Source organism: Patiriisocius sp. 208BN25-11, from assembly GCF_058147145.1.
This window is the reverse complement of record NZ_JBYVJY010000003.1, coordinates 17,873-40,350: the sequence shown is the minus strand read 5'-3', so window position 1 is coordinate 40,350 and position 22,478 is coordinate 17,873. Positions and strand designations below refer to the sequence as shown.

Genomic DNA, 22,478 nt, shown 5'->3' with positions numbered 1-22,478 from the left:
TAACAAACAAATATATAGATGTTGAAACGGGTACAATATACGTCTCTTTTTTTATTAGCTATCGTAGCAATAACAGCTTGTTCAAGAAAAAAAGACACTTTTTTAAATAGAAATTTTCACGCAGTTACTACAGAGTACAATACGTTGTTTAATGGAGACAATGCTTTTGAACAAGGAAAAGAAGGGCTGGCGCAGGGCTATAAAGATGATTTTTACGAAATTTTACCGGTAGAACGTATTGAGGTGCCAGATGAGGTGGGCCTTACAACAGATGGAAAGGATCCTAACTTTAACAAAGCTGAAGAAAAAGCGGTAAAAGCCATTCAAAAACACTCGATGTATATTGGTGGGAAAGAATACAACCCGCAAATAGACGACGCCTACATGTTGCTTGGAAAAGCACGTTACTATGATAATAGATTTATTCCTGCTCTTGACGCATTTAATTTTATTTTAGACAAGTCTGCTACCAGCGATAATGTGAACAATGCAAAAATCTGGAAGGCAAAAACAAACATTCGTTTAAATAATGAAGATTATGCTATTGAGAACCTTACAGAGATGCTTGAAGAAGAAGATCTTGATGATGAAGTAATCGCAGACGCCAATGCTATGATTGCACAGGCAATGATCAATTTAGATTCTATACCGCAAGCGTTGCCGTACATGAAAATGGCTTCAGAATATGTAAAAGATAACGAACTCAAAGGACGTTTTGCTTACATCAAAGGACAGCTTTACAATAGACTAGATCAAAAAGACAGTGCAAATCTTGCCTTTGATGAGGTAATTGAACTAAACAGAAAAACAGCTAGAGTGTATATGATCAATGCACACATGGCGAAAGCAAAAAACTTTGACTACGGAACACAAGATCAGGTTGCTTTTTTAGAACTGTTACAAGATTTAGAAGAAGACAGAGAAAATCGTCCGTTTTTGGATAAAATCTACAATGGACTAGGAGATTATTACAGAAATACCAAAGCAGATAGTATGGCGGTGGCGTATTACAATAAGTCTATCCAGTCCTACAAAGAAGATCAAACCTTACAGTCTATAAATTACCAAACCTTGGCTGAAATGAACTTCGATAAAGCCGAGTATAAAAATGCAGGGGCTTATTACGATAGTACCTTAACCAACTTAACAGAAAACACAAGACAATGGCGTCGTATTAAAAAGAAGCGTGAAAATCTAGACGACGTTATTAAATATGAGGACATTGCTGTTATTAACGATAGTATTCTGCGCATTGCCAATATGAGTGATGCCGATAGATTGGCCTTTTTTACAGAGTACACAGACAAATTAAAAGCAAAAGCAATTGCAGATTCTGTTGCAGCAGCAAAGGCAGCAGACAAAGGCAATCGTATTGTGAACAATGATTTTGCAAGAAAGCCTACCGCTAGCGGACCAAATGCAGGTGGAGGGAAATTTTATTTCTACACACCAGCAACGGTTGCCTATGGTAAAGTAGAATTTAGAAAAACCTGGGGAGATCGAAAGTTAGAAGACAATTGGAGACGTTCTAAAAAGAAGACCAATGGCTTTAATGATGATGAAGAAATTGTTGTAGACAATACACCTATTGCCGAATTAGAATTGTTTAAGCCAGAAACCTATATGGAGGCGGTTCCTTCAGATCCTAAAGTATTGGATAGCTTGACTAAAGATCGAGATTTTGCATACTACCAGTTAGGACTTATTTACAAAGAGAAATTTAAAGAATACGACTTAGCTGCGAACAGATTAGAAACGCTGCTAGACAACAAGCCAGAAGAGCGTTTGGTATTGCCTGCAAAGTATAACCTATACAAGATATATGGTCAATTAGAAAACGAAGCGTTAGCGACTCAATATAAGAATGATATTTTAAGTAATCATAATGATTCTCGTTATGCTGAAATTTTAAGAAATCCAAATGCTCAGTTAGCCTCAGATGAGTCTAGTCCGGAGTATAAGTACAATGCCTTATACAAAGAGTTTGAAGGATCACAATATGCCCAAGTCATTAGAAAGGCCGATGAGTACATTACCTTATATAATGGAAATGACATTGTGCCTAAGTTTGAACTACTAAAAGCAACCGCTATCGGTAGACAAGATGGTTTTGAGGCCTATAAAAAAGCCTTGAACTTTGTAGCGCTTACCTATCCAAACTCTGAAGAGGGAAAACAAGCACAGATTCTATATTCTTCGACCATTCCTAATTTGGCATTCAAAAACTTTGTTTCGGACGAAGAAAGTACTAAGTTCAAATTAGTATATGCTTTTAATGCGAATGAAAGTGCTAACATTTCAGAAATACAAAAACAGATAGACAAAGCAATTGCGTATTATAAGTATGATGCTTATATGTTTACTTCTGTAGATTATTATACACCATCAACAAAGCTATTGGTAATTCATGGTTTAGATTCTAAACTAGGTGCCGAAGGTTTTGGTAGTGTGCTGGCTAGTCCGCAAAAAGAAGCTAGAAAAAATAACATTACAAGTATTACGAATCCTCATGTAGGAATTTCTACAGACAACTATAAAATAGTGCAAATCCATAAAAACCTTGACGCCTATCAAGCAGAAGCGATAGATTAACTTTAAAACCCTCCCCAAATGCTTTCAGATAAGAAAAATAGAAGAACCAATGGTGCTGTTGCAGAACCAGGAGCAAGCCAAAATAGAATTAACGAAGGAACGCATATTAAAGGTGATATTACTTCGAAGGGATTCTTTAGAATTGATGGGATTATAGACGGTAATGTAACAACTCCTTCTAAAGTAGTATTAGGGAAAAATGGGGTGATTACAGGAACACTCACTTGCGAGAATGCCGATATAGAAGGGAGTTTTAATGGAAATTTAAAAGTAACGCAATTACTTACACTACGTAGTTCAGCAAAGATTGAAGGAGATGTTGTTGTAGGCAAACTTTCTGTAGAACCTGGAGCTACCTTTAATGCAACCTGCAGCATGCAGGGAGCAAACATGAAAAATGCATCTCAAACAACGCCTTATGATCGCTCTCAACGATCAAAGAAAACAGGTGCAGAGCAGCTTAATTAAATACTAAATAGATGTCCAAAGACCCAAGTAATGGCTTAAAAAGATGGGCAGCACTTTCTGCCATAGCCATACAAATGGGTGTCATTATCTATCTCTTCGTACAATTAGGAAAGTGGTTGGATAGTACATATAGTGACGGGAAAGTATTTTTAATTATTTGTACACTCGCTGGAGTAGGTATTTCTTTGTATGTAGTCTTAAAGCAAACCAATAAGCTTCACAAATAATAATCTAGTATGACAAGTAGTACCCTACGTTTTTTAATCCTTTTGTTGGGAGTGTTTTTATTGGTGTTTGGTATTCATATAGCAACCCTATATCTATTAGAATCCCCTCTTTTTGAAAACAGAATTATCACTTCGTATGTCATAAATTATGTGTTGGGGGGACTGCTTTTGTTTTTAATTCAGTCCAATTTCAACAAACAATCTGCAAATACTACGTTTATATTTATGTTAGGGAGTGGGATTAAGTTTGTGGTCTTCTTTATACTCTTCTATCCATTTTATCAAGAAGATGGAGTGATGCATAAGACCGAATTTGCTGCGTTTTTTGTGCCCTATGCCATTTGTTTAATACTAGAAGTTATCTTTCTTTCCAAACAGCTTAATAATCAGACTTATTCATAGAAATTTAAGAATCAAAACGCTAGCTAAAACCCAGAATAAAAAAAGAGAGAAAATAGTTTTTTCTTTTTAGGGATTAACTGTATTTTTGCACCGATTTTAAGGACACCTTTAAATTGTCTCAAAATGCAAAGAAAAACATTGGTTAGATTACTTTCAATTCTATTTTTGGCAACGTCATTTACAATGTCTGCCAAAGAACCTTCAAAAGATGCTGCTCAGTCTGGAGATACTAAGGCTTCAAGAAAGCAAGAGGTAAAAGATTATGTGGCGCATCACTTATTAGATTCTCACGATTTTGGATTATACTCTTACACAGATGATGCTGGTAAAAAGCACCATGTTGGGTTTCCATTGCCAGTTATTCTTTGGGATGATGGATTAAAAGTATTCTCTTCTTCAAAATTCCACCACGGAGAAACAGTTGCAGAGGTAGATGGTAATTACTATAAAATAGATCACGCCAAAATATACAAGACAGATGCTGCTGGTACCATCAACTACGATGAAGACCACCACGCAACAAATGCAAAGCCAATAGATCTTTCTATCACCAAAGGTGTGTTCATGATTTTATTGACAGCGATTCTAATGTTCTTCTTATTTAAAGGACTTGCAAAAAGTTACGCAAACAATGGAGGTATTGCAAAAGGATTTGGACGTTTCTTCGAGCCGATTATCACGTACATTCGTGACGATATTGCTATCGCTAACATTGGCGAAGGGAAGTACAAAAAATACATGCCATTTTTATTAACGGTATTTTTCTTTATCTGGTTTTTAAACATGTTTGGTTTAACACCACTTGGAGTAAACGTAACAGGAAACATTGCCGTAACAACAGCTTTAGCAATTATTGTTTTCTTAATCACCACATTTACAGGTACAAAAGATTATTGGAAGCACATTTTTGATCCACTAGGAGACGGGATGCCATGGGCAGGAAAAATCTTTATCTATATCATTTTGGTTCCTATCGAAGTTTTAGGGATGTTCATTAAGCCATTTGCATTATTAATTCGTTTGTATGCAAACATGACGGCAGGACACGTAGTACTAGGAAGTTTATTGGGGTTAATTTACATCTTCCAAAATTGGGTAGGTGGGACCTTATCATTTGGGTTGGCATTTGCCATCTCATTAATTGAAATATTAGTTGCGTTATTACAAGCTTACATCTTTACGATGTTAGCAGCACTTTACTTTGGGTTTGCAAGTGAAACACACGAGCATCACGATGAAGAGCACGCGCACTCTTAATACAAATTACCTATTGTACTCCTTTAATAGGATTGCAATAGTTTTAGATTGAATGTTTAATTTTTAATTATATATATTATGGAAATTCCAACTATTATTGGAGCAGGTTTGGCAGTAATTGGTGCTGGTATTGGTATCGGTATGATTGGTGGGAAAGCTATGGAAGCTATCGCACGTCAGCCAGAAGCTTACGGAAAGATTCAAACAGCGATGCTTATTGCAGCGGCGCTTATTGAAGGTATTGGTTTCGCGGCGATTTTCGCAGGATAATCAAACAAGAAAACATATTGCTGCAACGGTTGGTTGCAGCGATATGTTCCTATTAAATTAAACAACAAGTAACAAGAGACATTTCGTTTCTTCGGAAATATTATAACAATGGACAAATTAATAAACGAATTTTCAGTAGGTCTTTTCTTTTGGCAAGCAGTTGTATTTATTCTATTGCTTTTATTGCTTAGAAAATTTGCTTGGAAGCCAATTTTAAATGCTGTTAACGAACGTGAGCAAGGAATTAAAGATGCTTTAGATGCTGCAGAGAAAGCAAAGCTAGAAATGGCAAACTTGCAAGCAGACAACGAAAAATTGTTACAAGAAGCTAGAGCAGAGCGTGAGACAATGATGAAAGAAGCACGTGAGATGAAGGCAAAAATGATTGCAGATGCTAAAGAAGAAGCACAAGCAGAAGCTAGCAAAACAATTGCAAATGCTCAAGCAACGATCGAAGCTGAAAAGAAATCTGCAGTAGCAGAATTAAAATCAACTGTAGCGAGTCTTTCTGTAGAGATTGCAGAAAAAGTAGTAAAAAGCGAGTTATCAAACAAAGACAAGCAATTGGAATTGGTTGAAACTATGTTGAAAGACGCTAACGTAAACTAACCATAGGATGAGTAGCAGAGCAGCCATAAGATACGCAAAAGCAGTTTTAGACCAAGCCAACGAAGCAAACAATAGCGACGTTGTTTTTGGAGATATGAAAGCTGTTCAAGCAACCCTAGAAGGGAGTAAAGAGCTACGTACTGTGTTACAAAGCCCAGTTGTGAAAGCGGAAGACAAAAAAGAAGCTTTGGTAAAAATCTTCGCAAATAATAGCGATGTAACTAAAGGCTTATTACAAACGCTAACAAGCAATAAAAGAATTAGCCTTTTAGGTGGTGTTGCTGCTAGTTATGTAGATTTGTACAACGCTTCAAAAGGAGTTCAAGTAGCAACCGTTACAACGGCAATAGCAATTACTCCAGCGATAGAAGCACAAGTGCTTAGCAAAGTAAAAGAAATGACAGGTAGTGAAAATATCACTATCGAAAATACTGTCGATGAGAGTATCATTGGTGGTTTTATACTTCGTGTAGGAGATTTACAATACAACGCCAGTATTGCAAACCAACTAGGAAGTTTAAAAAGAGAATTTAGTAAATCATTATAATTTTTTAACGCCTTCGGAAATTTCCGAAGTCACCCTTAGTAATTAGGGTAAAATCTAAATAGAAATGGCAGAAGTTAAACCAGCTGAAGTTTCAGCAATCTTAAAACAACAACTTACCGGTTTTGAAGCAACAGCTTCATTAGATGAGGTAGGAACTGTATTAACTGTAGGTGATGGTATTGCACGTGTATACGGACTTGCTAATGCACAATACGGTGAATTAGTAGCGTTTGAAAACGGTATGGAAGGTATCGTTCTAAACCTGGAAGAAGATAACGTAGGGGTTGTATTATTAGGACCTTCTAGAGGAATCTCTGAAGGAGCTACTGTAAAACGTACACAGCGTATCGCATCTATTAATGTAGGTGAAGGTGTTGTTGGTCGTGTAGTAAACACATTAGGGGAGCCTATCGATGGTAAAGGAGCTATCGAAGGAAAAACGTATGAAATGCCACTTGAGCGTAAAGCACCAGGGGTAATCTATCGTGAGCCTGTAACCGAGCCATTACAAACAGGAATTAAATCAATTGACGCCATGATTCCAGTAGGAAGAGGACAGCGTGAATTGGTAATTGGTGACCGTCAAACAGGAAAGTCTACTGTTTGTATCGATACCATCCTAAACCAAAAAGAATTTTACGATGCTGGTGAGCCAGTATATTGTATCTATGTTGCTGTTGGACAAAAAGCATCTACAGTTGCAAACATTGCCAAAGTATTAGAAGAAGCAGGAGCTTTAGCCTATACTACCATTGTTGCAGCAAACGCGAGTGATCCAGCACCAATGCAAGTATATGCACCATTTGCAGGAGCTGCTATTGGTGAGTACTTTAGAGATACTGGGCGTCCAGCCTTAATTATCTATGATGATTTATCGAAGCAAGCAGTTGCATACCGTGAGGTATCTTTGTTATTACGTCGCCCACCGGGACGTGAGGCATATCCTGGAGATGTATTCTTCTTGCACTCAAGATTATTAGAGCGTGCGGCAAAAGTGATTAATGATGATAAAATTGCTGCAACCATGAACGATCTTCCTGCATCTTTAAAAGACGTAGTAAAAGGAGGAGGTTCTTTAACTGCATTGCCAATTATTGAAACACAAGCGGGTGATGTATCTGCGTATATTCCAACAAACGTAATTTCTATTACGGATGGACAGATTTTCTTGGATGGAGATTTATTTAACTCTGGGGTTCGTCCAGCAATTAACGTAGGTATCTCGGTATCTCGTGTAGGGGGTAACGCACAGATTAAGTCCATGAAAAAAGTATCTGGTACCTTAAAACTGGATCAAGCTGCTTTCCGTGAATTAGAAGCCTTTGCTAAGTTTGGATCAGATCTAGATGCTGCAACCTTAAACGTAATTGAAAAAGGAAAGCGTAACGTAGAGATCTTAAAGCAAAATGAAAACACACCATTTACGGTAGAAGATCAAATTGCAATTATCTACGCAGGTTCTAAGAACTTATTACGTGATGTACCTGTAACGAAAGTGAAAGAATTTGAAAGAGATTATTTAGAGCTATTAAACGCACAGCACAGAGGTATCCTTGATACTTTGAAGTCTGGAAAGTTAACAGACGAGGTAATTGATACCTTAACTAAAGTAGCTGCAGATCTTTCAGCACAATTCAAAGCATAATAAATTTATATTCCCTAATTCATTCCCCCTTTCAGGGGGCTAGGGGGATGTTAAGCCTAAGTGTTATTAATAAATAACTTAAGAGAATGGCAAACTTAAAAGAAATTAGAAACAGAATAGCATCGGTTGGATCAACGATGCAGATCACCAGTGCCATGAAAATGGTATCTGCTGCAAAATTGAAAAAAGCCCAGGATGCCATTACAGCAATGCGTCCGTATTCTGAAAAATTAACCGAGTTACTTCAAAACTTAAGTGCAACACTAGACGCAGATAGCGGAAGTGCGTATGCAGACCAGCGTGAAGTAAACAAAGTATTGGTGGTTGCCATTACTTCTAACCGTGGGTTAGCAGGTGCTTTTAATACCAATGTGATTAAAGCATCTAAAGTGTTGAAAAATGATACCTATGCTGGAAAGCAGGTTGATTTTGTAACCATCGGTAAAAAAGGAAATGACATCATTAGTAAAGACGGAAATGTGATTGAACATAACGTTGCTATTTTTGATGACTTAAATTTCCAAGCATCTTCAGAGATTGCTGAAATGTTAATGCAACAGTATGCTGCAGGTTCTTATGATAAAATTGTTTTGGTATACAATCACTTCAAAAATGCTGCAACACAACTGGTAATGACCGAGCAGTTTTTGCCAATCTTACCTCCTGAAGTTACAGAAACAAGCAGTTCAGCCGACTATATTTTTGAGCCAACAAAGCCAGAAATCGTAGAAGGACTCATCCCTAAGAGTTTAAAAACACAATTGTTTAAAGCCATTAGAGACAGTGTAGCAAGTGAGCACGGAGCACGTATGACAGCCATGCACAAAGCAACAGATAACGCGACAGAGTTGCGTGATGCTCTTAAATTACAATACAACAAAGCACGTCAAGCTGCTATTACCAATGAGATTCTAGAAATTGTTGGTGGTGCAGAGGCATTGGCTGGCTAACATAAGGATACAATAGTATCAAACCTCCTAAGTGATATGCTTAGGAGGTTTTTTTATTTTAGTACCTTTAGCAGAGAAAGCCTAATTAGTATCTCATGAAGTATGTAAAACCCATAGCCATAGTTGTATTACTTTGCACTTGCATGAGTTGCGGAAGTTCTAAAAATGATGCTCCGTATAGCCTTACTGAAAAAACGCCTTTTACTATAAGCTACGGTAGTTTTCAAGAATGGATTGCAGGAGTGCAAGGAGGGGGGTCTGGGGTTCATGTAGTCATTCACTTTAAAGAAGTGCAAAAAGGAGTTTCATTTCAGGAAGTGTATTTTCGCAATCAAATTTCCAAAGCAAAAAAACCCATACCACAACGCGTAGAGGCGTCTTTTAAGGGCAATGCAAATAGAGATATCACTATGGATGGAGATCCTATAAAAGAAGCTGTAAATACACCACAAGCACCCTTCCCTTTCACCCTTTTAAGAGACGAAGCAGTTTTAAAGTACATACACAATGGAAGCATTCGATACACTAAAATTAGTCCGTTGATAGAAGAAAAACCTATTGCCTATCCTTCTGTGCCGCCTAGTGGAGAAGATGGAGAGAATTAGTATTCAGTGGCAGTAGGCAGTTACAGTTTTCAGGCTAAGAAATATTTCAAAACGTATCTCAATTTTTTAAACTGACCAGCTATAATTCCTCCCGTCATCGGTCATCCAACAATTTCTTACATTTACGAGTATAAAACCAATTCTTTGTCTCTCTTTAAAAAACTATTTCAACAAACCTTTATTTATGGCTTAGCAACCGTTTTACCGCGTGCTTTAGCCATTGTCTTAGTGCCTTTATATACGAGTGTTTTAGATCCGTCTGACTTTGGAATCTATGCAACTCTCATGTCGTATATCATTCTAGGAAATGTCTTGTTGAGTTATGGTATGGAGACTGCTTTTTTTAGATTTATCAATAAAAAGGCAGATCAAAAAAAGACTGTGCAGTCTACGGCTTTGGTGTCTGTAACCCTTTCTTCACTTTCGTTTTTTATCGTGATGTTTCTCTTTCGAGAACAACTTGCTGCGCTCATAGATTTCGACACCCAGTTTGTAACCTATGCCTTACTAATTTTAGTATTGGATGCCTTGGTCATTATTCCATTTGTGTGGTTTAGGGCCAATGAAAAGCCCATGAAGTATGCCGTTATAAAAATTGCAAACGTATGCATCAATCTTGGTTGTAATTTGTTTTTCTTTTTGGTGCTGCCAAGGTTGGTTGCAGGAGATCCAGATTCGATCTTCCAGACAATTTTTATAGAAAAAAATAAGGTATTGTATGTCTTTATCGCAAATGTCATTGCCAGCGGAGTAACCCTGTTGTTGCTTTCTCCGCTGTACTTTAAAATAGGATTTACCTGCAATACCAGTCTCTTAAAACAGATGCTTCGCTATGCGTTTCCAGTACTCATTGCGGGTATTGCTTTTTCTATCAATGAAGCTTTTGATAAAATATTGCTGAAATATTTGTTGCCCCAAGATATTGCCGAATCCGAAGTAGGCGTCTACGCAGCCTGCTATAAATTGGGCGTGTTTATGACCTTATTCGCTACCGCCTTTAGGTTAGGGATAGAGCCTTTTTTCTTTAACCACGCCAAAGAAGAAAATGCCAAAACCACCTATGCTACCATCACCAAATACTTCGCCATTTTTGGGAGTACCATTCTCTTATTTGTTATTGTGTATGTCGACTTTTTTAAGGAATTACTCATAAAAAATGAAGCCTATTGGGTTGCCCTTTCTATTGTTCCTATTATTTTGTTAGCCAACCTTTGTTTGGGGATTTATCACAACCTATCTGTATGGTATAAAGTAACAGATCGAACCAAATTTGGCGCCTATATCTCAGTCATGGGAGCAGGAATTACCTTGGGGTTAAATTACCTCTTAATTCCTAAAATAAGTTACCTAGGTTCTGCCATAGCAACCCTAGCTGCCTATGGCGCAATGATGACAGTATCGTATGTGTTAGGGCGGAAATATTACAGGGTACCCTACGATGTCCTGCGCATTGGAAGTTACTTAGGAATTGCAATACTCTTTGCAAGCCTCTCCTTCTATGTATTTGACAGAAATCTATGGATTGGAACTGCATTATTATTGGTATTTTTGCTAGGAGTGTTCTTTTTTGAGCGCAATGACCTAAAAAAAATCATCAAAAAATAATCATGTTGTCTGGTTGAGCGCAGTCGAAACCTATTTTCTACTGTAGCATCGTGACAAACATTTAACAAAGATAATTTTGATCGTAAAAATCATAAACAAATCAAGCCACCCACTACCAAGCTACGAAACCATAGCTAGTGCAGGGATGGATATAAGAGCCTTTATTCCTGAAGCGATAGTATTACAACCCATGGAGCGTGCTATAGTCAAGACAGGCCTGTTTCTAGAATTGCCTATCGGTACAGAAGCACAAGTACGTCCTAGAAGTGGTTTGGCAGCAAAGAAAGGAATTACGGTTCTTAATAGTCCAGGAACAGTAGATGCAGATTATCGTGGAGAAGTAGGGGTTATTTTAGTCAACCTAAGTCAAGAAGCATTCACGGTAGAAAATGGTGAGCGTATTGCGCAATTAGTCATTGCAAAGCACGAGCGTGTGGTGTTTGAGGAAGTGGATGTGCTATCTGATACTTCCAGAGGTGAAGGTGGGTTTGGTTCGACTGGGGTTAAATAAATTCCTGCGAAGGCAGGAATCTCACATAGATATGCCGCAAAGAGAAGAGAAAAGAGTCCATTAAAATAGCCTATTTTATGAAGAGTATTTAAAGTTAACGTTTGAATATTAATTTTACAAAGTATGGCTGATCAATGGTATGTATATATTATGACAAACAGACCAAAAGGGGTTATTTATATTGGTGTAACAGATAATTTAGACGAACGAGTAAAAGAACATAAGTTAAAAGTGTACCCAAATTCTTTTACTGCCAAGTATTGTTGTGATAAAATTGTATATTTTGAAATTATAGAAGATGGCGCTAAAGCTGTTTTAAGAGAAAAGCAGTTTAAGAAATGGAAAAGAGAATGGAAAGTAAAGTTAATTGAAGAAATGAATCCAACATGGTCAGATTTGAGTATGAACTGGAATTTAAATCTCAATAGTATAAGATAAATAATAACCATTAAATGAGACACCCGCCTACGCGGGTGATGCATATGAAAATAATCGTCCCAATGGCAGGCCGCGGAAGCCGCCTTCGCCCACATAGTTTAACTGTACCAAAACCATTAATTCCTGTAGCTGGAAAGCCTATTGTGCACCGTTTGGTGGCAGATATTGCCGGTGTTTTAAATACAGAAATAGAAGAAATTGCTTTTATTCTAGGAGACCCTGCTTGGTTTGGAGATGATGTGGTAGAAAGTCTGAAAGACCTAGCCAAAGAACTTGGAGCAAAGCCTAGTATTTACAGACAACTAGACCCTAAAGGTACCGGACACGCTATCATGTGTGCAGAGCCTTCGTTAAGTGGCCCTGCTGTGATTGCTTATGCTGATACTTTGATTCGCGCCGATTTCGATTTAGATAAAGATGCAGACGCTGTAATTTGGACCAAAAGAGTCGACAACCCAGAAGCCTATGGGGTTGTGAACCTAAACGACCAACAAGAAATTGTAGAGCTGGTAGAAAAACCAGAAACCTTTGTGAGTGATCAAGCTGTGATTGGCATCTACTATTTTAAAGATGTAGCGGTCCTTAAAAACGAACTGCAATACGTACTTGATAACAATATCATCAATGGTGGCGAATACCAAATTAACGATGGTATCAAACGCATGATGGCAGACAACAAAATTTTTAAAACCGGTACCGTAAGCGAGTGGATGGATTGCGGAAATAAAGAAATTGCCGTAGAGACCAATCGTCGTATGCTAGGCTTTTTACACAACGATCAAGAAGCCCTTGTTTCAAAAAGTGCCAAGCTTGAAAACGCAACCATTATAGAACCTTGCTTTATTGGAGATGATGTGGTAATAAAAAATAGTACAGTGGGACCGCATGCTTCTATCGGGAAAGGCACAGTAATTGATGATAGTACCGTAAAAAACAGCATTATTCAAACGCATACTGTGATAAAAAATGCTACTTTAGACAACGCAATGATTGGAAACCACGCGCATTTCGATGGCAAGTTTACCAACATAAGCATTGGCGATTACTCTCAGTTAAAGTAAGCGAGTATGTAAATGTCCCCTCGAGCGCAGTCGAGAGGTTTCTGTATCATAGAGAATCTTTAAATAGGTCTCGTCCCGAGGATATCGGGGGCGCAAAAAAATAGTTTATGTTGCATTTAAAACACATCCTTACATTTCTTTTTCTCTTCGGAAATATCCTATCTCCAATGGCATTAGTGGCCCAAGAAGATGGTGATGAACCCACAGATGATCTAGGAAATGTAACCGATGCCTTTCAAGAAAACTTTTACGAAGCACTGAAACAAAAGTCTATCGAGAACTACGAGCTTGCAATTTCAGCATTAGAAAAAGCCCAAAAAGCAAGTAAAGGAAATCCAGAAGCAGATGCCATTGTGTTTTACGAGTTTGCCAAAAACCAAATAAAGCTCAAACAATACGATCAAGCAGAAATCAATCTAGATCGTGTGCTGAGGCAATACCCAGAGAAATTAGATGTACTCGAGGCCAAATACGATTTGTACTATCTAAAAAGAGATTACGAGAAAGCCATTCCTTTGGTTGAAAAATTAGTGAGTATAGATGAAGATTACAAAGAAGATCTCGCCAATTTATACCACCGTACCAAACAATACGACAAAGCTTTAACGCTGCTAGACGAGCTTGACGAATCTTGGGGAGAAAGTAGCTATCGCAACGCCTTGAGAAAGCAAATCTATCGTGTAACAGGAAATAACTCGGGAGCCATAAGCAATGCAGAAAAAAAACTAGACAAGAACCCTGCAAATGAAAGAGAGTACTTAAATCTCATCTACTTATACAGCGAAGAAGGGAACACCAAAAAAGCGTTTGAAACAGCAAAAGAGCTACTTAAAAACAATCCTAAGAGTGAGGTTGTACATTTGGCTTTATATAAGTTTTATCTAGACGAAGGAAATACAAAGGAAGCACTTAACTCCATGGAAAAGGTGTTTACCTCAAGTACCATAGAGAAAGAGAGTCAGTACAAAGTGTTGGGCGACTTTCTTCAATTTGTGGACACTAATCCTCAATATGAAGCAGAACTAAACAAAATGGTCACTGTGTTTTCAGAAGAAAATAACGGACAGGTTTTTCAAAAACTTGGCGATTACTATGTGTCTAAGAACAATAAAGAAACCGCTCTTAAGTTTTATGAAAAAGGAATTGCTGGCGATGCAGATAATTTCAGCTTGCTAAAAAACACCATTTTATTGCAGTTAGATTTTAATAAAAACGAGGAAGCTAAAACCTTGAGCGAGGATTCATTAGAAATTTTTCCTGCACAACCCTTGTTGTATTTGCTCAACGGAATTGCCAATAACAACCTGCAAGATTTTAAAACAGCGACAGAAATTTTAGAAGCTGGCGTAGATTATTTGATAGACGACACCCAAATGGAAAAAGATTTTTACGAGCAATTAAGCACGGGATATGCTGGACAAGGAAATGCTAAAAAAGCAGCAAATTACGCTAAAAAAGCGGCGGCGATTCAAATTTCAAATTAGGTTTATGAAAATACAACATCTTGTAAGTATTGCTTTTCTTTTTATCTTCCTAGGCTGCGGCGCTACCAAAGTTATTGAGGGTTCTGCTACAGCAGATGCATCATTAAGCACCAAAGCAATTATAAAGGCACATACCGCAGCAACACAAGATTTCAACACCTTGGCTGCCCGTATGCAAGTAAAATATGAGTCGCCAGACCAGTCGCAAAGTATCACCACCAGTGTACGAATGGAAAAAGACAAAACCATTTGGATTAAGGCTTCTATCTTAGGAATTACATTAGCTAAGGTGCTCATTACCCCAGACCAAGTGCAGTTTTATGAGTCCATAGACCGCAGCTATTTTGTTGGCGACTTTCGGTTGATAAGCGACCTATTAGGTACCCAAATTAATTTTGACCAAGCCCAAGCCTTATTATTAGGAAATACTATGTTAGATTTAAATCCTTCCAACATGCGTACTGCTGTTCAAAATAATAAATACCTTGTAGCACCTGCCGCTCAAGATGCAAATTATCTAGTGTCTATGCTGTTAAATCCAGATAATTTCATGGTGCATCAAGCTCAAATATCTCAGCCCCAAGAGCAAAGAAATTTAGAAGTACAATATGGACCCTACCAGAAATTAGAAGGAGATTTTTACCCAACTCAAATTGCTATTGAGGCTCTTGATGTTGCAGATAAAACAAGCATTGGTATAAAATATAAAAAGATCGACCTCAATGTTTCTGTAAGTTTTCCGTTTACGATACCAGACGGCTATACCCCGCGAACTTTTAATTAGATGAAGAATTATTTTTACATCCTCCTTTTTGCTTTTTTGTGCTTCGGAAATATGAGTGCCATTGCACAATCTAAGAAGCAACAACAACTGGAAGCCCAACGCCAGGATCTTATCAAGGAGATTAAAAAAATTAATACCCTTTTGTTTAAAACAAGAGGCGAAAAGAAAACAGTACTTTCTGAAGTAGAAGACCTCAACCAACGCATCAAAGCTCAGGAAAACTTAATTCGCGTTACCAATCAGCAAGCCAATTTACTCACGCGTGAAATCAATGAAAATCTCAACCAAATTTCATTGTTGCGAGACGAGCTTAAAAAATTAAAAGAAGACTATGCGGCTATGGTTCGAAAGTCGTACAAAAGCAAATCTCAGCAAAGTAGAGTGTTGTTTCTCCTATCTTCTAGAAATTTTTTACAGGCCTATAAGCGGGTACAGTATATGAAACAATATGCAAACCATCGCAAAAAGCAAGGGGAAAGCATCAAAACGAAAACAGAAGCATTACAAGAATTAAACAACAGTTTGATTGCCCAGCGCAAGCAAAAAGATGTGCTTATCGCCGACAATAAAAAAGCAAAGGCAAAACTCAAAAAGGAAAAGCAACAACAAGAAGGGCTTATTGCTTCCTTAAAGAAGGAAGAAAGCACCTTCTCCAAACAAATAAGAGCCAAGCAACGCGAGTCGGATAGAATTAACAAGCAAATCAAAAAACTCATTCGAGATGCCATAGCAGCGGCCAATAAAAAAGCTGGAACAAAGGTCACCAAAGAAGCATCGATGTCTAATTCTAAATTAGCATTAACTCCAGAAGCAGCGGCTTTAGCAAAAGATTTTAAAAGCAATAAAGGAAAATTAATTTGGCCTGTGAAAGAAGGCGTGGTTATCAATAAGTATGGGACCAGACAACACCCTCAATTTCCAAACGTTACTCAAACCTTTCATGGAGTAGAAATTGCCACAGGAAAAGACGCCAATGCCAGAGCTGTTTTTAATGGAGAAGTATTACAAGTACAGCAAGTTAAAAATGCCAACAAAGCCGTCATGATTCGTCATGGAGATTATATTACGATCTATAACAACTTGGCAACCGTACGTGTTAAAAAAGGAGATAAAGTGTCTACAAAAGATTCCATCGGAACCGTCTTCACACATCCTGTTACTGGAAAAACGGTCATGAAATTCTTGGTCTATAAAAACGACACAGAAATGAATCCAGCAGATTGGATTTATAAGATGTAGTCGAATGAAATCTATCCCGAAAGCTTTCGAGACGAAACTGAAATTTTGTTTATTTTATGAACCATGAACCATGAACCAAGACAGATAGCATTACATCTTGTTTTGTGTTCCCTGTAGCGAAGTATTACAATGAAATTTGAACAAACGATATATAACTTCTATCAGTAAGCGAAGCGAACGGTCTAACCTCTAACAGCGACCTTGTGCGCCATAGCTTTGCGAAGGTGTAAGCGGTCTAAATTTACTCAAACAAAGCCTTTAACTCAGTAGCATCCTCCGGCTTTATTTTTCTAGCCAATAACAAACTCAATTGCTTTCTACGCAAGGCAGCATCAAAACGTTGTTTTTCAAGATCTGTTTCTGGAGTGATAGGAGGCACTGGCATTGGGTTTCCAGTTTCATCTACTGCTACAAAAGTATATATACCTTCATTTGCTTTGCTACGGATCCCGCTTTCACGGTCTTCAATCCATACATCCATAAAGACTTCCATAGACGTTTTAAAAGCTCTAGAGACCTTTGCTTCGATGGTGACCACACTTCCTAGCGGAATCATTTTTGTGAAGGCTACGTGGTTTACAGAAGCTGTAACAACTACTCTACGACTATGTCTTCTTGCGGCAATACCTGCAGCACGATCCATACGTGCTAAAAGCTCTCCTCCAAACATATTCCCAATAGGATTGGTTTCGCTAGGGAGTACTAAGTCGGTTAAAATTGAACACGATGCCGAAGGGGTCTTTGCTTCCATGAATTTTTATTTTGGGCAAAGATAGAGCGAAATGACGAATTCAGAATATAGAATTCGTAATTATAAAAAGTTTAAGAGGCTTTAGTCAACTTTTTTCACCAACAACCAAGCGTCTTTGTTCTCGGTACGCTTTATGGTGCGAAGGTTTTGTAGTGCTTCTAGTCTGTTTTCGAAACTAGCATACACTACTTGGTGTAATCCATATTTGTTAGCGCCAAGGAGGGTTGCTGTAAATCCTTTTTCGTGCAGTTGCGCTACTTTTTTGTGTGCATTTTCTTCTACTCTAAAGGCTCCTGCAACAATGTGGTATTTCCCAGTTTGTTTGGTTACTGAAACATTAAGGGCTGGCAACGGTGCTATGCTAAACGTAGCTTGTTGAATTTGCTTTTCTAGCCTGTCGTTGGCTTCTTGCTTTTGAACAAAATTGTGTTCTTGTACAGATCCTTCGTACAATTTCATACCTGCTAATCCTGAAAAAGCCACAGCAATCAATCCAATAGCGGCATATTTAAGATAGGGTGCGGTACGTCTTCTAGGGGTAAATAGCAAAGGTGTTTCTTCTTCACTAGCAAGTGTCTCCTTTTGTTGGATGTCCCTTAAAATTTCCGAAGAAATAAAGGTAGTCAACCCAAAAGAGGCCGTGTTAAAATTCTCAGTGCCAGAAGGCACAAACTGAACCCTGTTTTCTGTATTCAAATAAAAATCTCCAATACTATCTAAGGTAATGGTTTTTCCTTCAGATAATTGAAGTGATACCCTTCCTGTAAAGTTTCTAATTTTTTGCAATGCCAATTCATACGATGTTCCTTCTACAGAAGCAACATAGTTTGCTAACAAGCCATCGTTGGTTTGCAGCTGTCTGTTAAATGAAATGGTTTTTCCCGGCGGATAAAAAGTGTGTGAAGCTGCATCGATGCTCGCTGAGGTGTAATTTGCCAAAAAGGCACCAAAGCCAGGAATGATAACACATTCGTAACGATACAGTAGGTCTTTTATGTATGGGGCTAATTGCATAAAACAAATATAGTTTTTTTTGGTTTTCATTTTTAAATGAAAAGAGCAACTTATTAACAACCTAAAAAATGTGTATCTTAGTGCTTCTCCCTAGTGCTAGCATTTATCTAGAAACCAGTTTTCTACCCTAAAAAAATGCTCTCTAAAACCGAATTATTATATACCCTAGCGCTTCAAAGAACACCAAATTTAGGTGATGCTTCTGCCAAAAAACTACTGAGACAGGTAGGTTCTGCCGAAGGAATCTTCAAAGAAAAGCCCGCAAATCTTTTAAAAATTGATGGGATTGGTAGCTTTAAATTAAAAGCCTTACAAGCCCCGATATTGTTGGATCAAGCGGAAGAGGAGTTGGATTATATTGAAACCAACAACATTGCGTATCGCTATTTTAAAGACGCGAATTATCCAGAACGCTTAAAGCATTGTTTGGATGGCCCTATCTTGTTTTTTCAAGAAGGCAATATCGATCTGGTCAATAAAAAAATAATAAGCATTGTAGGCACTAGAAAAATCACCACCTATGGTACTGCCTTTTGTGAACAATTAATCGCCGCATTAGCACCCATGAATCCAGTTATTGTATCTGGATTTGCTTATGGTGTTGATATTTGTGCTCACAAAGCAGCACTGGCTAACGGATTGCAAAACGTTGCTTGCCTCGCTCATGGTTTTACAGAAGTATATCCAAAAACACACAAAAAGTATATGGCACCCATTCTTGAAAATGGAGGGTTCATTACTGAGTTTTGGAGCACAGATCGCTTTGATCGTACCAACTTTTTAAAACGCAATCGTATTATCGCCGGCATGAGCGAGGCTACCATAGTGATTGAGTCTGCCGAAAAAGGAGGTAGTCTGGTTACGGCAGATATTGCTAATAGTTATAATCGAGATGTCTTTGCGGTACCTGGCAGAGCAACAGATAGTCAAAGTTCTGGCTGTAATATGCTGCTTAAAACACACCAAGCTATCATGCTCACTAGTGCTGCCGATATTTTATTTCACCTAGGCTGGGAACCAAGCACAGCTCAAAAACCAGTAAAACAAACACAGTTGTTTGTGGAGTTAAACCCAGAAGAACAGCAACTGTATGAGTTTCTAAAAGACAAGGGAAAAGTATTGCTAGATGCCATAGCAATTGGTTGTGCGCTTCCCACTTATAAAGTAGCACAGTTGTTATTGCAACTCGAAATGAAAGGCTTGGTAAGGCCTTTGCCAGGGAAGTTGTTTGAGGGATTGTAATAGGTTTTGTAAAACAAATTATAGTAGCTTTGTTAGAAAGAAGAACAACATGATTATTGAAATTTGTGCCAATTCATTTGCTTCTGCGAAAGCTGCTCAAGATGCGGGCGCGCATAGAATTGAATTGTGTACACAATTAAGTGTGGGCGGTCTCACACCGTCACAAGGTCTTATAGAGAAGGTAATTCAAGAACTAGACATAGAAGTACATGTGCTTATTCGCCCAAGAGCTGGAGATTTTGCATATAGTGCAGCCGAATTAGACATCATGAAAAGAGATATTACGATGTGCAAAAACCTTGGATGTGCTGGCGTGGTAAGTGGTGTGTTGACAGCTCAAAACACCCTAGATCTTGAAGCAATAAAGGCACTCATCGCCGTTGCAGGACCTATGGCATTCACGTTTCACAGAGCTTTTGATGTGGTAACCAATGTTTCGGAAACGTTAGTACAATTAGAAGGCTTAGGTGTAACTAGAATCTTATCTTCTGGGCAACAGTCAAAGGCAATAGATGGAATACAGCTATTACAAGAGATGCAGGATATTTCAGAACATATTCAAATCATGCCAGGCAGTGGCATCAACCTAGACAATATCATTGCTTTTAAAAACGCAGGTTTTAAGATGGTTCATTTTTCGGCCATTTCAAAACCTGAAATTCAAGAAAATACCAGTCCCGTTTCTTTTCAAGAAGGTATCGAAGGAACGAGTGATGTGGAAGTCATTAAGAAAATGATTTCCAAAATATCTTAATAAAAATTAACGCAAAGGATATCCTTTTCCTGCCCACCAAGGTTTTATTTCTACATTTAATCTTCCCGCACGAACCATCGGGTCTAAGTTGGCTAAACTATCAGCCATTTTTAAGGTAGGAACATTATACACAGTTATCCCTCGTAGTTCATCGTCGTCACCAAAAGGCCCAGAAATATCTGCAAAACCTTCTTCATACATACGTGATAGATGTGCCATATGCGCCTCTTGTAGCTTGGCTAACGCCTCTTTGTCTTGATCCTGACTTTCACCTCGAGTTAGAAATGCCATGTAGTATTGCTGCATAATAATGGTGTCACCTGTTTCTTCATCTACATAGTCGAAAATTTCATACCCATCAGCTTTTAATTGGGCTATTTTTTCGGCTGCTGAAATGTTAGTAGTCGGTACTGCTTTCTTTGTTGCATCTTTACAAGCAATGAAGCAAATAGAAAATACGAGTAGTGAAAGTGTTGTTTTCATAAGAAGGATGTTTTGGTTACCAATGTGTATAGGGATGGTTGCTTAATTGCGAATTATAATATTTTGTTTGTCCAGTGACCTCTGTGCCCAACCATGAAGGACGTTCAAACGCTTCTTCTTCACTGCTTAGTTCTACTTCGGCAACGGTGAGTCCGATATTGTCTCCTGCAAAGGCGTCTACCTCAAAAATATGGGTTCCTAAGGGAATTTCATATCTAATTTTATCAATAATCTTTGCTTCGCACAATGCAAGTAATGCTTCGGCCTCAGATACTGGAATTTCTTTTTCCCATTCAAAGCGAGTCGTTCCAGAGGCATTCGACTTTCCTTTGATAGTTAAAAAGCCTTGTTCCCCTTTTATTCTAACACGCACGGTTCTCTCGGGATCGGTATTTAAAAATCCTTGCACAATGCGTTTCTGACCGCTCGCTTGAGCGATGTATTCATTATTTTTAACTAAAAATTTGCGTTCTATTTCTTGCATGTTTATGACTGTACTATTTCTGAAATATGATGTGATGCTATAATAGGTTTTGTATACCCGCTTGCGGCTATATTTTGCATAGCGCGTGCTATTGTTTCTGGCGCAATCATTTTATAAGGCTTTGGTATTAAAAAATCAAAAGCCTTCATGATATGTTGCGCGATGCGTTCTCCCATTCGTTTTTCATCTCTTTTTCCACCAATTAATGAGGGTCTTAATATATAGGTGTTAGGAACACCAACTGTCAATACATCATGTTCCATTTCACCTTTTAGTTTGTTATAAAAGGTACTGCTTTTTGGGTCTGCTCCCATGGCAGAGACTACCACATAAGTAGGGATTTGATTTTGTTTGGCAAGAGTGGCTGCTGCCACTGGAATGCCATAATCGATATTTTTATAGGTTTCTTTATTGGGTGTTTTTGCTTTGGTGGTACCAATGCAACAAAAAACGACATCACCTTTAAAACTTTCTGAAAAGGTATTTAAATGGAATAAGTCCCCGAGATATTCCTCTAGTTTTGGATGGGAAATGCCACAGGTATTTCTTCCAAAAACTTTTACCAAACTATACTGTGTATCTTCCAAAAGATAGTGAAGTAATAGATTTCCTGTGAGCCCTGTGGCTCCTAATATGATAGCAGTTTTATTCATTTGAAGTATATCTCCAAGGTGGGTTTTTTCGGTTTTCTCCTGCGGTATAGATTATTAGTGTATTGCCATCAGGGTCTTTAAGTTTGGCTTCGGTCCAAAGCCAGGATTGTGCAGTAGCTTGAGTTTCAAAGACAATGCCTTTGGCCTCTAATTCAAGCACTTTTTTGGCTACATCGGGGACTTCAAAATACAGCGAAGTGCCTGCACCCGGGAGTATTTCAGAATAATGAATACTAAATGTAGCATCCCCTACTGGAGCTTCAAAACGGGCATAGTGATCGTGGGTATGCACAATGAGTATGGCGCCTAACTTTTGATAAAAAGCAATGGCGCGTGGCACATCTTGAGAGGGTATGGTAATTTGGTTGAGGTTCATGATAATTATGTTTAAAGATAGTAACTT

26 protein-coding genes are annotated in these 22,478 nt (G+C 38.1%); 20 read left to right on the top strand and 6 right to left on the bottom strand.

All coding sequences use genetic code 11. The features are described from left to right. Nucleotides 1–18: 18 nt before the first annotated feature. From porW to ACY2RS_RS05035, 18 genes are all read left to right on the top strand, one after another. Entirely contained in the window at nt 19–2,592 is a 2,574-nt protein-coding gene (gene porW / locus ACY2RS_RS05120; RefSeq protein WP_490097546.1) for a type IX secretion system periplasmic lipoprotein PorW/SprE, read from the top strand. 18 nt (nt 2,593–2,610) lie between these two features. Further along, nucleotides 2,611–3,060, top strand: a complete 450-nt coding sequence (locus ACY2RS_RS05115) for a bactofilin family protein (protein ID WP_490097545.1) — start codon at nt 2,611–2,613, stop codon at nt 3,058–3,060. An 11-nt stretch (nt 3,061–3,071) separates the two neighbouring features. Next, on the top strand, nt 3,072–3,287 hold the full coding sequence (locus ACY2RS_RS05110; RefSeq protein WP_490097544.1) for an AtpZ/AtpI family protein: 216 nt from the start codon (nt 3,072–3,074) through the stop codon (nt 3,285–3,287). Nucleotides 3,288–3,296: 9 nt separating this feature from the next. After that, nucleotides 3,297–3,689, top strand: a complete 393-nt coding sequence (locus tag ACY2RS_RS05105) for a DUF6168 family protein (protein ID WP_490097543.1) — start codon at nt 3,297–3,299, stop codon at nt 3,687–3,689. Between the two features lie 123 nt (nt 3,690–3,812). After that, nucleotides 3,813–4,946, top strand: a complete 1,134-nt coding sequence (gene atpB / locus ACY2RS_RS05100) for a F0F1 ATP synthase subunit A (protein ID WP_490097542.1) — start codon at nt 3,813–3,815, stop codon at nt 4,944–4,946. 78 nt (nt 4,947–5,024) lie between these two features. Next, nucleotides 5,025–5,216: an ATP synthase F0 subunit C gene (gene atpE / locus ACY2RS_RS05095; RefSeq protein WP_203295023.1), complete on the top strand. Its 192-nt coding sequence runs from the start codon at nt 5,025–5,027 to the stop codon at nt 5,214–5,216. Between the two features lie 108 nt (nt 5,217–5,324). After that, on the top strand, nt 5,325–5,825 hold the full coding sequence (locus ACY2RS_RS05090) for a F0F1 ATP synthase subunit B (protein ID WP_490097541.1): 501 nt from the start codon (nt 5,325–5,327) through the stop codon (nt 5,823–5,825). 7 nt (nt 5,826–5,832) lie between these two features. Further along, entirely contained in the window at nt 5,833–6,372 is a 540-nt protein-coding gene (gene atpH, locus ACY2RS_RS05085) for an ATP synthase F1 subunit delta (protein WP_490097540.1), read from the top strand. 64 nt (nt 6,373–6,436) lie between these two features. Next, nucleotides 6,437–8,017 carry a F0F1 ATP synthase subunit alpha gene (atpA, locus tag ACY2RS_RS05080; RefSeq protein WP_490097539.1) on the top strand — a complete coding sequence of 527 codons (1,581 nt, stop codon included), beginning with the start codon at nt 6,437–6,439 and terminating at the stop codon, nt 8,015–8,017. A gap of 86 nt (nt 8,018–8,103) precedes the next feature. Further along, complete coding sequence (gene atpG, locus ACY2RS_RS05075) at nt 8,104–8,967, top strand: ATP synthase F1 subunit gamma (RefSeq protein ID WP_490097538.1); 864 nt, start codon at nt 8,104–8,106, stop codon at nt 8,965–8,967. Nucleotides 8,968–9,062: 95 nt separating this feature from the next. Next, nucleotides 9,063–9,572 (top strand): hypothetical protein, encoded by a 510-nt coding sequence (locus ACY2RS_RS05070; RefSeq protein ID WP_490097537.1) that lies wholly within the window; start codon nt 9,063–9,065, stop codon nt 9,570–9,572. A gap of 144 nt (nt 9,573–9,716) precedes the next feature. Further along, a complete protein-coding gene (locus ACY2RS_RS05065) occupies nt 9,717–11,177 on the top strand; it encodes a lipopolysaccharide biosynthesis protein (protein ID WP_490097536.1) in 1,461 nt (486 codons plus the stop codon). Between the two features lie 76 nt (nt 11,178–11,253). Beyond that, complete coding sequence (gene dut / locus ACY2RS_RS05060) at nt 11,254–11,688, top strand: dUTP diphosphatase (protein ID WP_490097535.1); 435 nt, start codon at nt 11,254–11,256, stop codon at nt 11,686–11,688. A 123-nt stretch (nt 11,689–11,811) separates the two neighbouring features. After that, nucleotides 11,812–12,126, top strand: coding sequence for a GIY-YIG nuclease family protein (locus ACY2RS_RS05055; protein ID WP_490097534.1), 315 nt, complete (start codon nt 11,812–11,814; stop codon nt 12,124–12,126). Between the two features lie 44 nt (nt 12,127–12,170). Then, nucleotides 12,171–13,187 (top strand): sugar nucleotidyltransferase, encoded by a 1,017-nt coding sequence (locus ACY2RS_RS05050; protein WP_490097533.1) that lies wholly within the window; start codon nt 12,171–12,173, stop codon nt 13,185–13,187. Nucleotides 13,188–13,294: 107 nt separating this feature from the next. Beyond that, nucleotides 13,295–14,671 carry a tetratricopeptide repeat protein gene (locus ACY2RS_RS05045; RefSeq protein WP_490097532.1) on the top strand — a complete coding sequence of 459 codons (1,377 nt, stop codon included), beginning with the start codon at nt 13,295–13,297 and terminating at the stop codon, nt 14,669–14,671. 4 nt (nt 14,672–14,675) lie between these two features. Further along, nucleotides 14,676–15,455 carry a lipoprotein insertase outer membrane protein LolB1 gene (lolB1, locus tag ACY2RS_RS05040; protein WP_490097531.1) on the top strand — a complete coding sequence of 260 codons (780 nt, stop codon included), beginning with the start codon at nt 14,676–14,678 and terminating at the stop codon, nt 15,453–15,455. Further along, entirely contained in the window at nt 15,456–16,694 is a 1,239-nt protein-coding gene (locus ACY2RS_RS05035; protein ID WP_490097530.1) for a murein hydrolase activator EnvC family protein, read from the top strand. Between the two features lie 241 nt (nt 16,695–16,935). Here the strand turns inward: ACY2RS_RS05035 and ACY2RS_RS05030 are convergent, their stop codons facing one another. Both ACY2RS_RS05030 and ACY2RS_RS05025 read right to left on the bottom strand, forming a co-directional pair. Beyond that, on the bottom strand, nt 16,936–17,445 hold the full coding sequence (locus tag ACY2RS_RS05030; protein WP_490097529.1) for an acyl-CoA thioesterase: 510 nt from the start codon (nt 17,443–17,445) through the stop codon (nt 16,936–16,938). Between the two features lie 81 nt (nt 17,446–17,526). Next, nucleotides 17,527–18,459, bottom strand: a complete 933-nt coding sequence (locus tag ACY2RS_RS05025; protein ID WP_490097528.1) for an HU domain-containing protein — start codon at nt 18,457–18,459, stop codon at nt 17,527–17,529. Between the two features lie 135 nt (nt 18,460–18,594). On the opposite strand from ACY2RS_RS05025, the gene dprA reads away from it, so the two are divergent. Together dprA and ACY2RS_RS05015 are read left to right on the top strand one after the other, a co-directional pair. Further along, on the top strand, nt 18,595–19,701 hold the full coding sequence (dprA, locus tag ACY2RS_RS05020) for a DNA-processing protein DprA (protein WP_490097527.1): 1,107 nt from the start codon (nt 18,595–18,597) through the stop codon (nt 19,699–19,701). 49 nt (nt 19,702–19,750) lie between these two features. Then, a complete protein-coding gene (locus tag ACY2RS_RS05015; protein ID WP_490097526.1) occupies nt 19,751–20,455 on the top strand; it encodes a copper homeostasis protein CutC in 705 nt (234 codons plus the stop codon). Nucleotides 20,456–20,461: 6 nt separating this feature from the next. Here the strand turns inward: ACY2RS_RS05015 and ACY2RS_RS05010 are convergent, their stop codons facing one another. The 4 genes from ACY2RS_RS05010 to ACY2RS_RS04995 are packed head-to-tail and all read right to left on the bottom strand — an operon-like array spanning nt 20,462 to nt 22,451. Beyond that, nucleotides 20,462–20,938, bottom strand: a complete 477-nt coding sequence (locus ACY2RS_RS05010; protein WP_490097525.1) for a YciI family protein — start codon at nt 20,936–20,938, stop codon at nt 20,462–20,464. Nucleotides 20,939–20,954: 16 nt separating this feature from the next. Continuing rightward, nucleotides 20,955–21,422 carry a CYTH domain-containing protein gene (locus ACY2RS_RS05005; RefSeq protein WP_490097524.1) on the bottom strand — a complete coding sequence of 156 codons (468 nt, stop codon included), beginning with the start codon at nt 21,420–21,422 and terminating at the stop codon, nt 20,955–20,957. A 2-nt stretch (nt 21,423–21,424) separates the two neighbouring features. After that, a complete protein-coding gene (locus ACY2RS_RS05000; RefSeq protein WP_490097523.1) occupies nt 21,425–22,075 on the bottom strand; it encodes an NAD(P)H-binding protein in 651 nt (216 codons plus the stop codon). Next, complete coding sequence (locus ACY2RS_RS04995; RefSeq protein WP_490097522.1) at nt 22,068–22,451, bottom strand: VOC family protein; 384 nt, start codon at nt 22,449–22,451, stop codon at nt 22,068–22,070. The genes ACY2RS_RS05000 and ACY2RS_RS04995 overlap by 8 nt, the downstream gene beginning before the upstream one ends. Nucleotides 22,452–22,478: the final 27 nt, after the last annotated feature.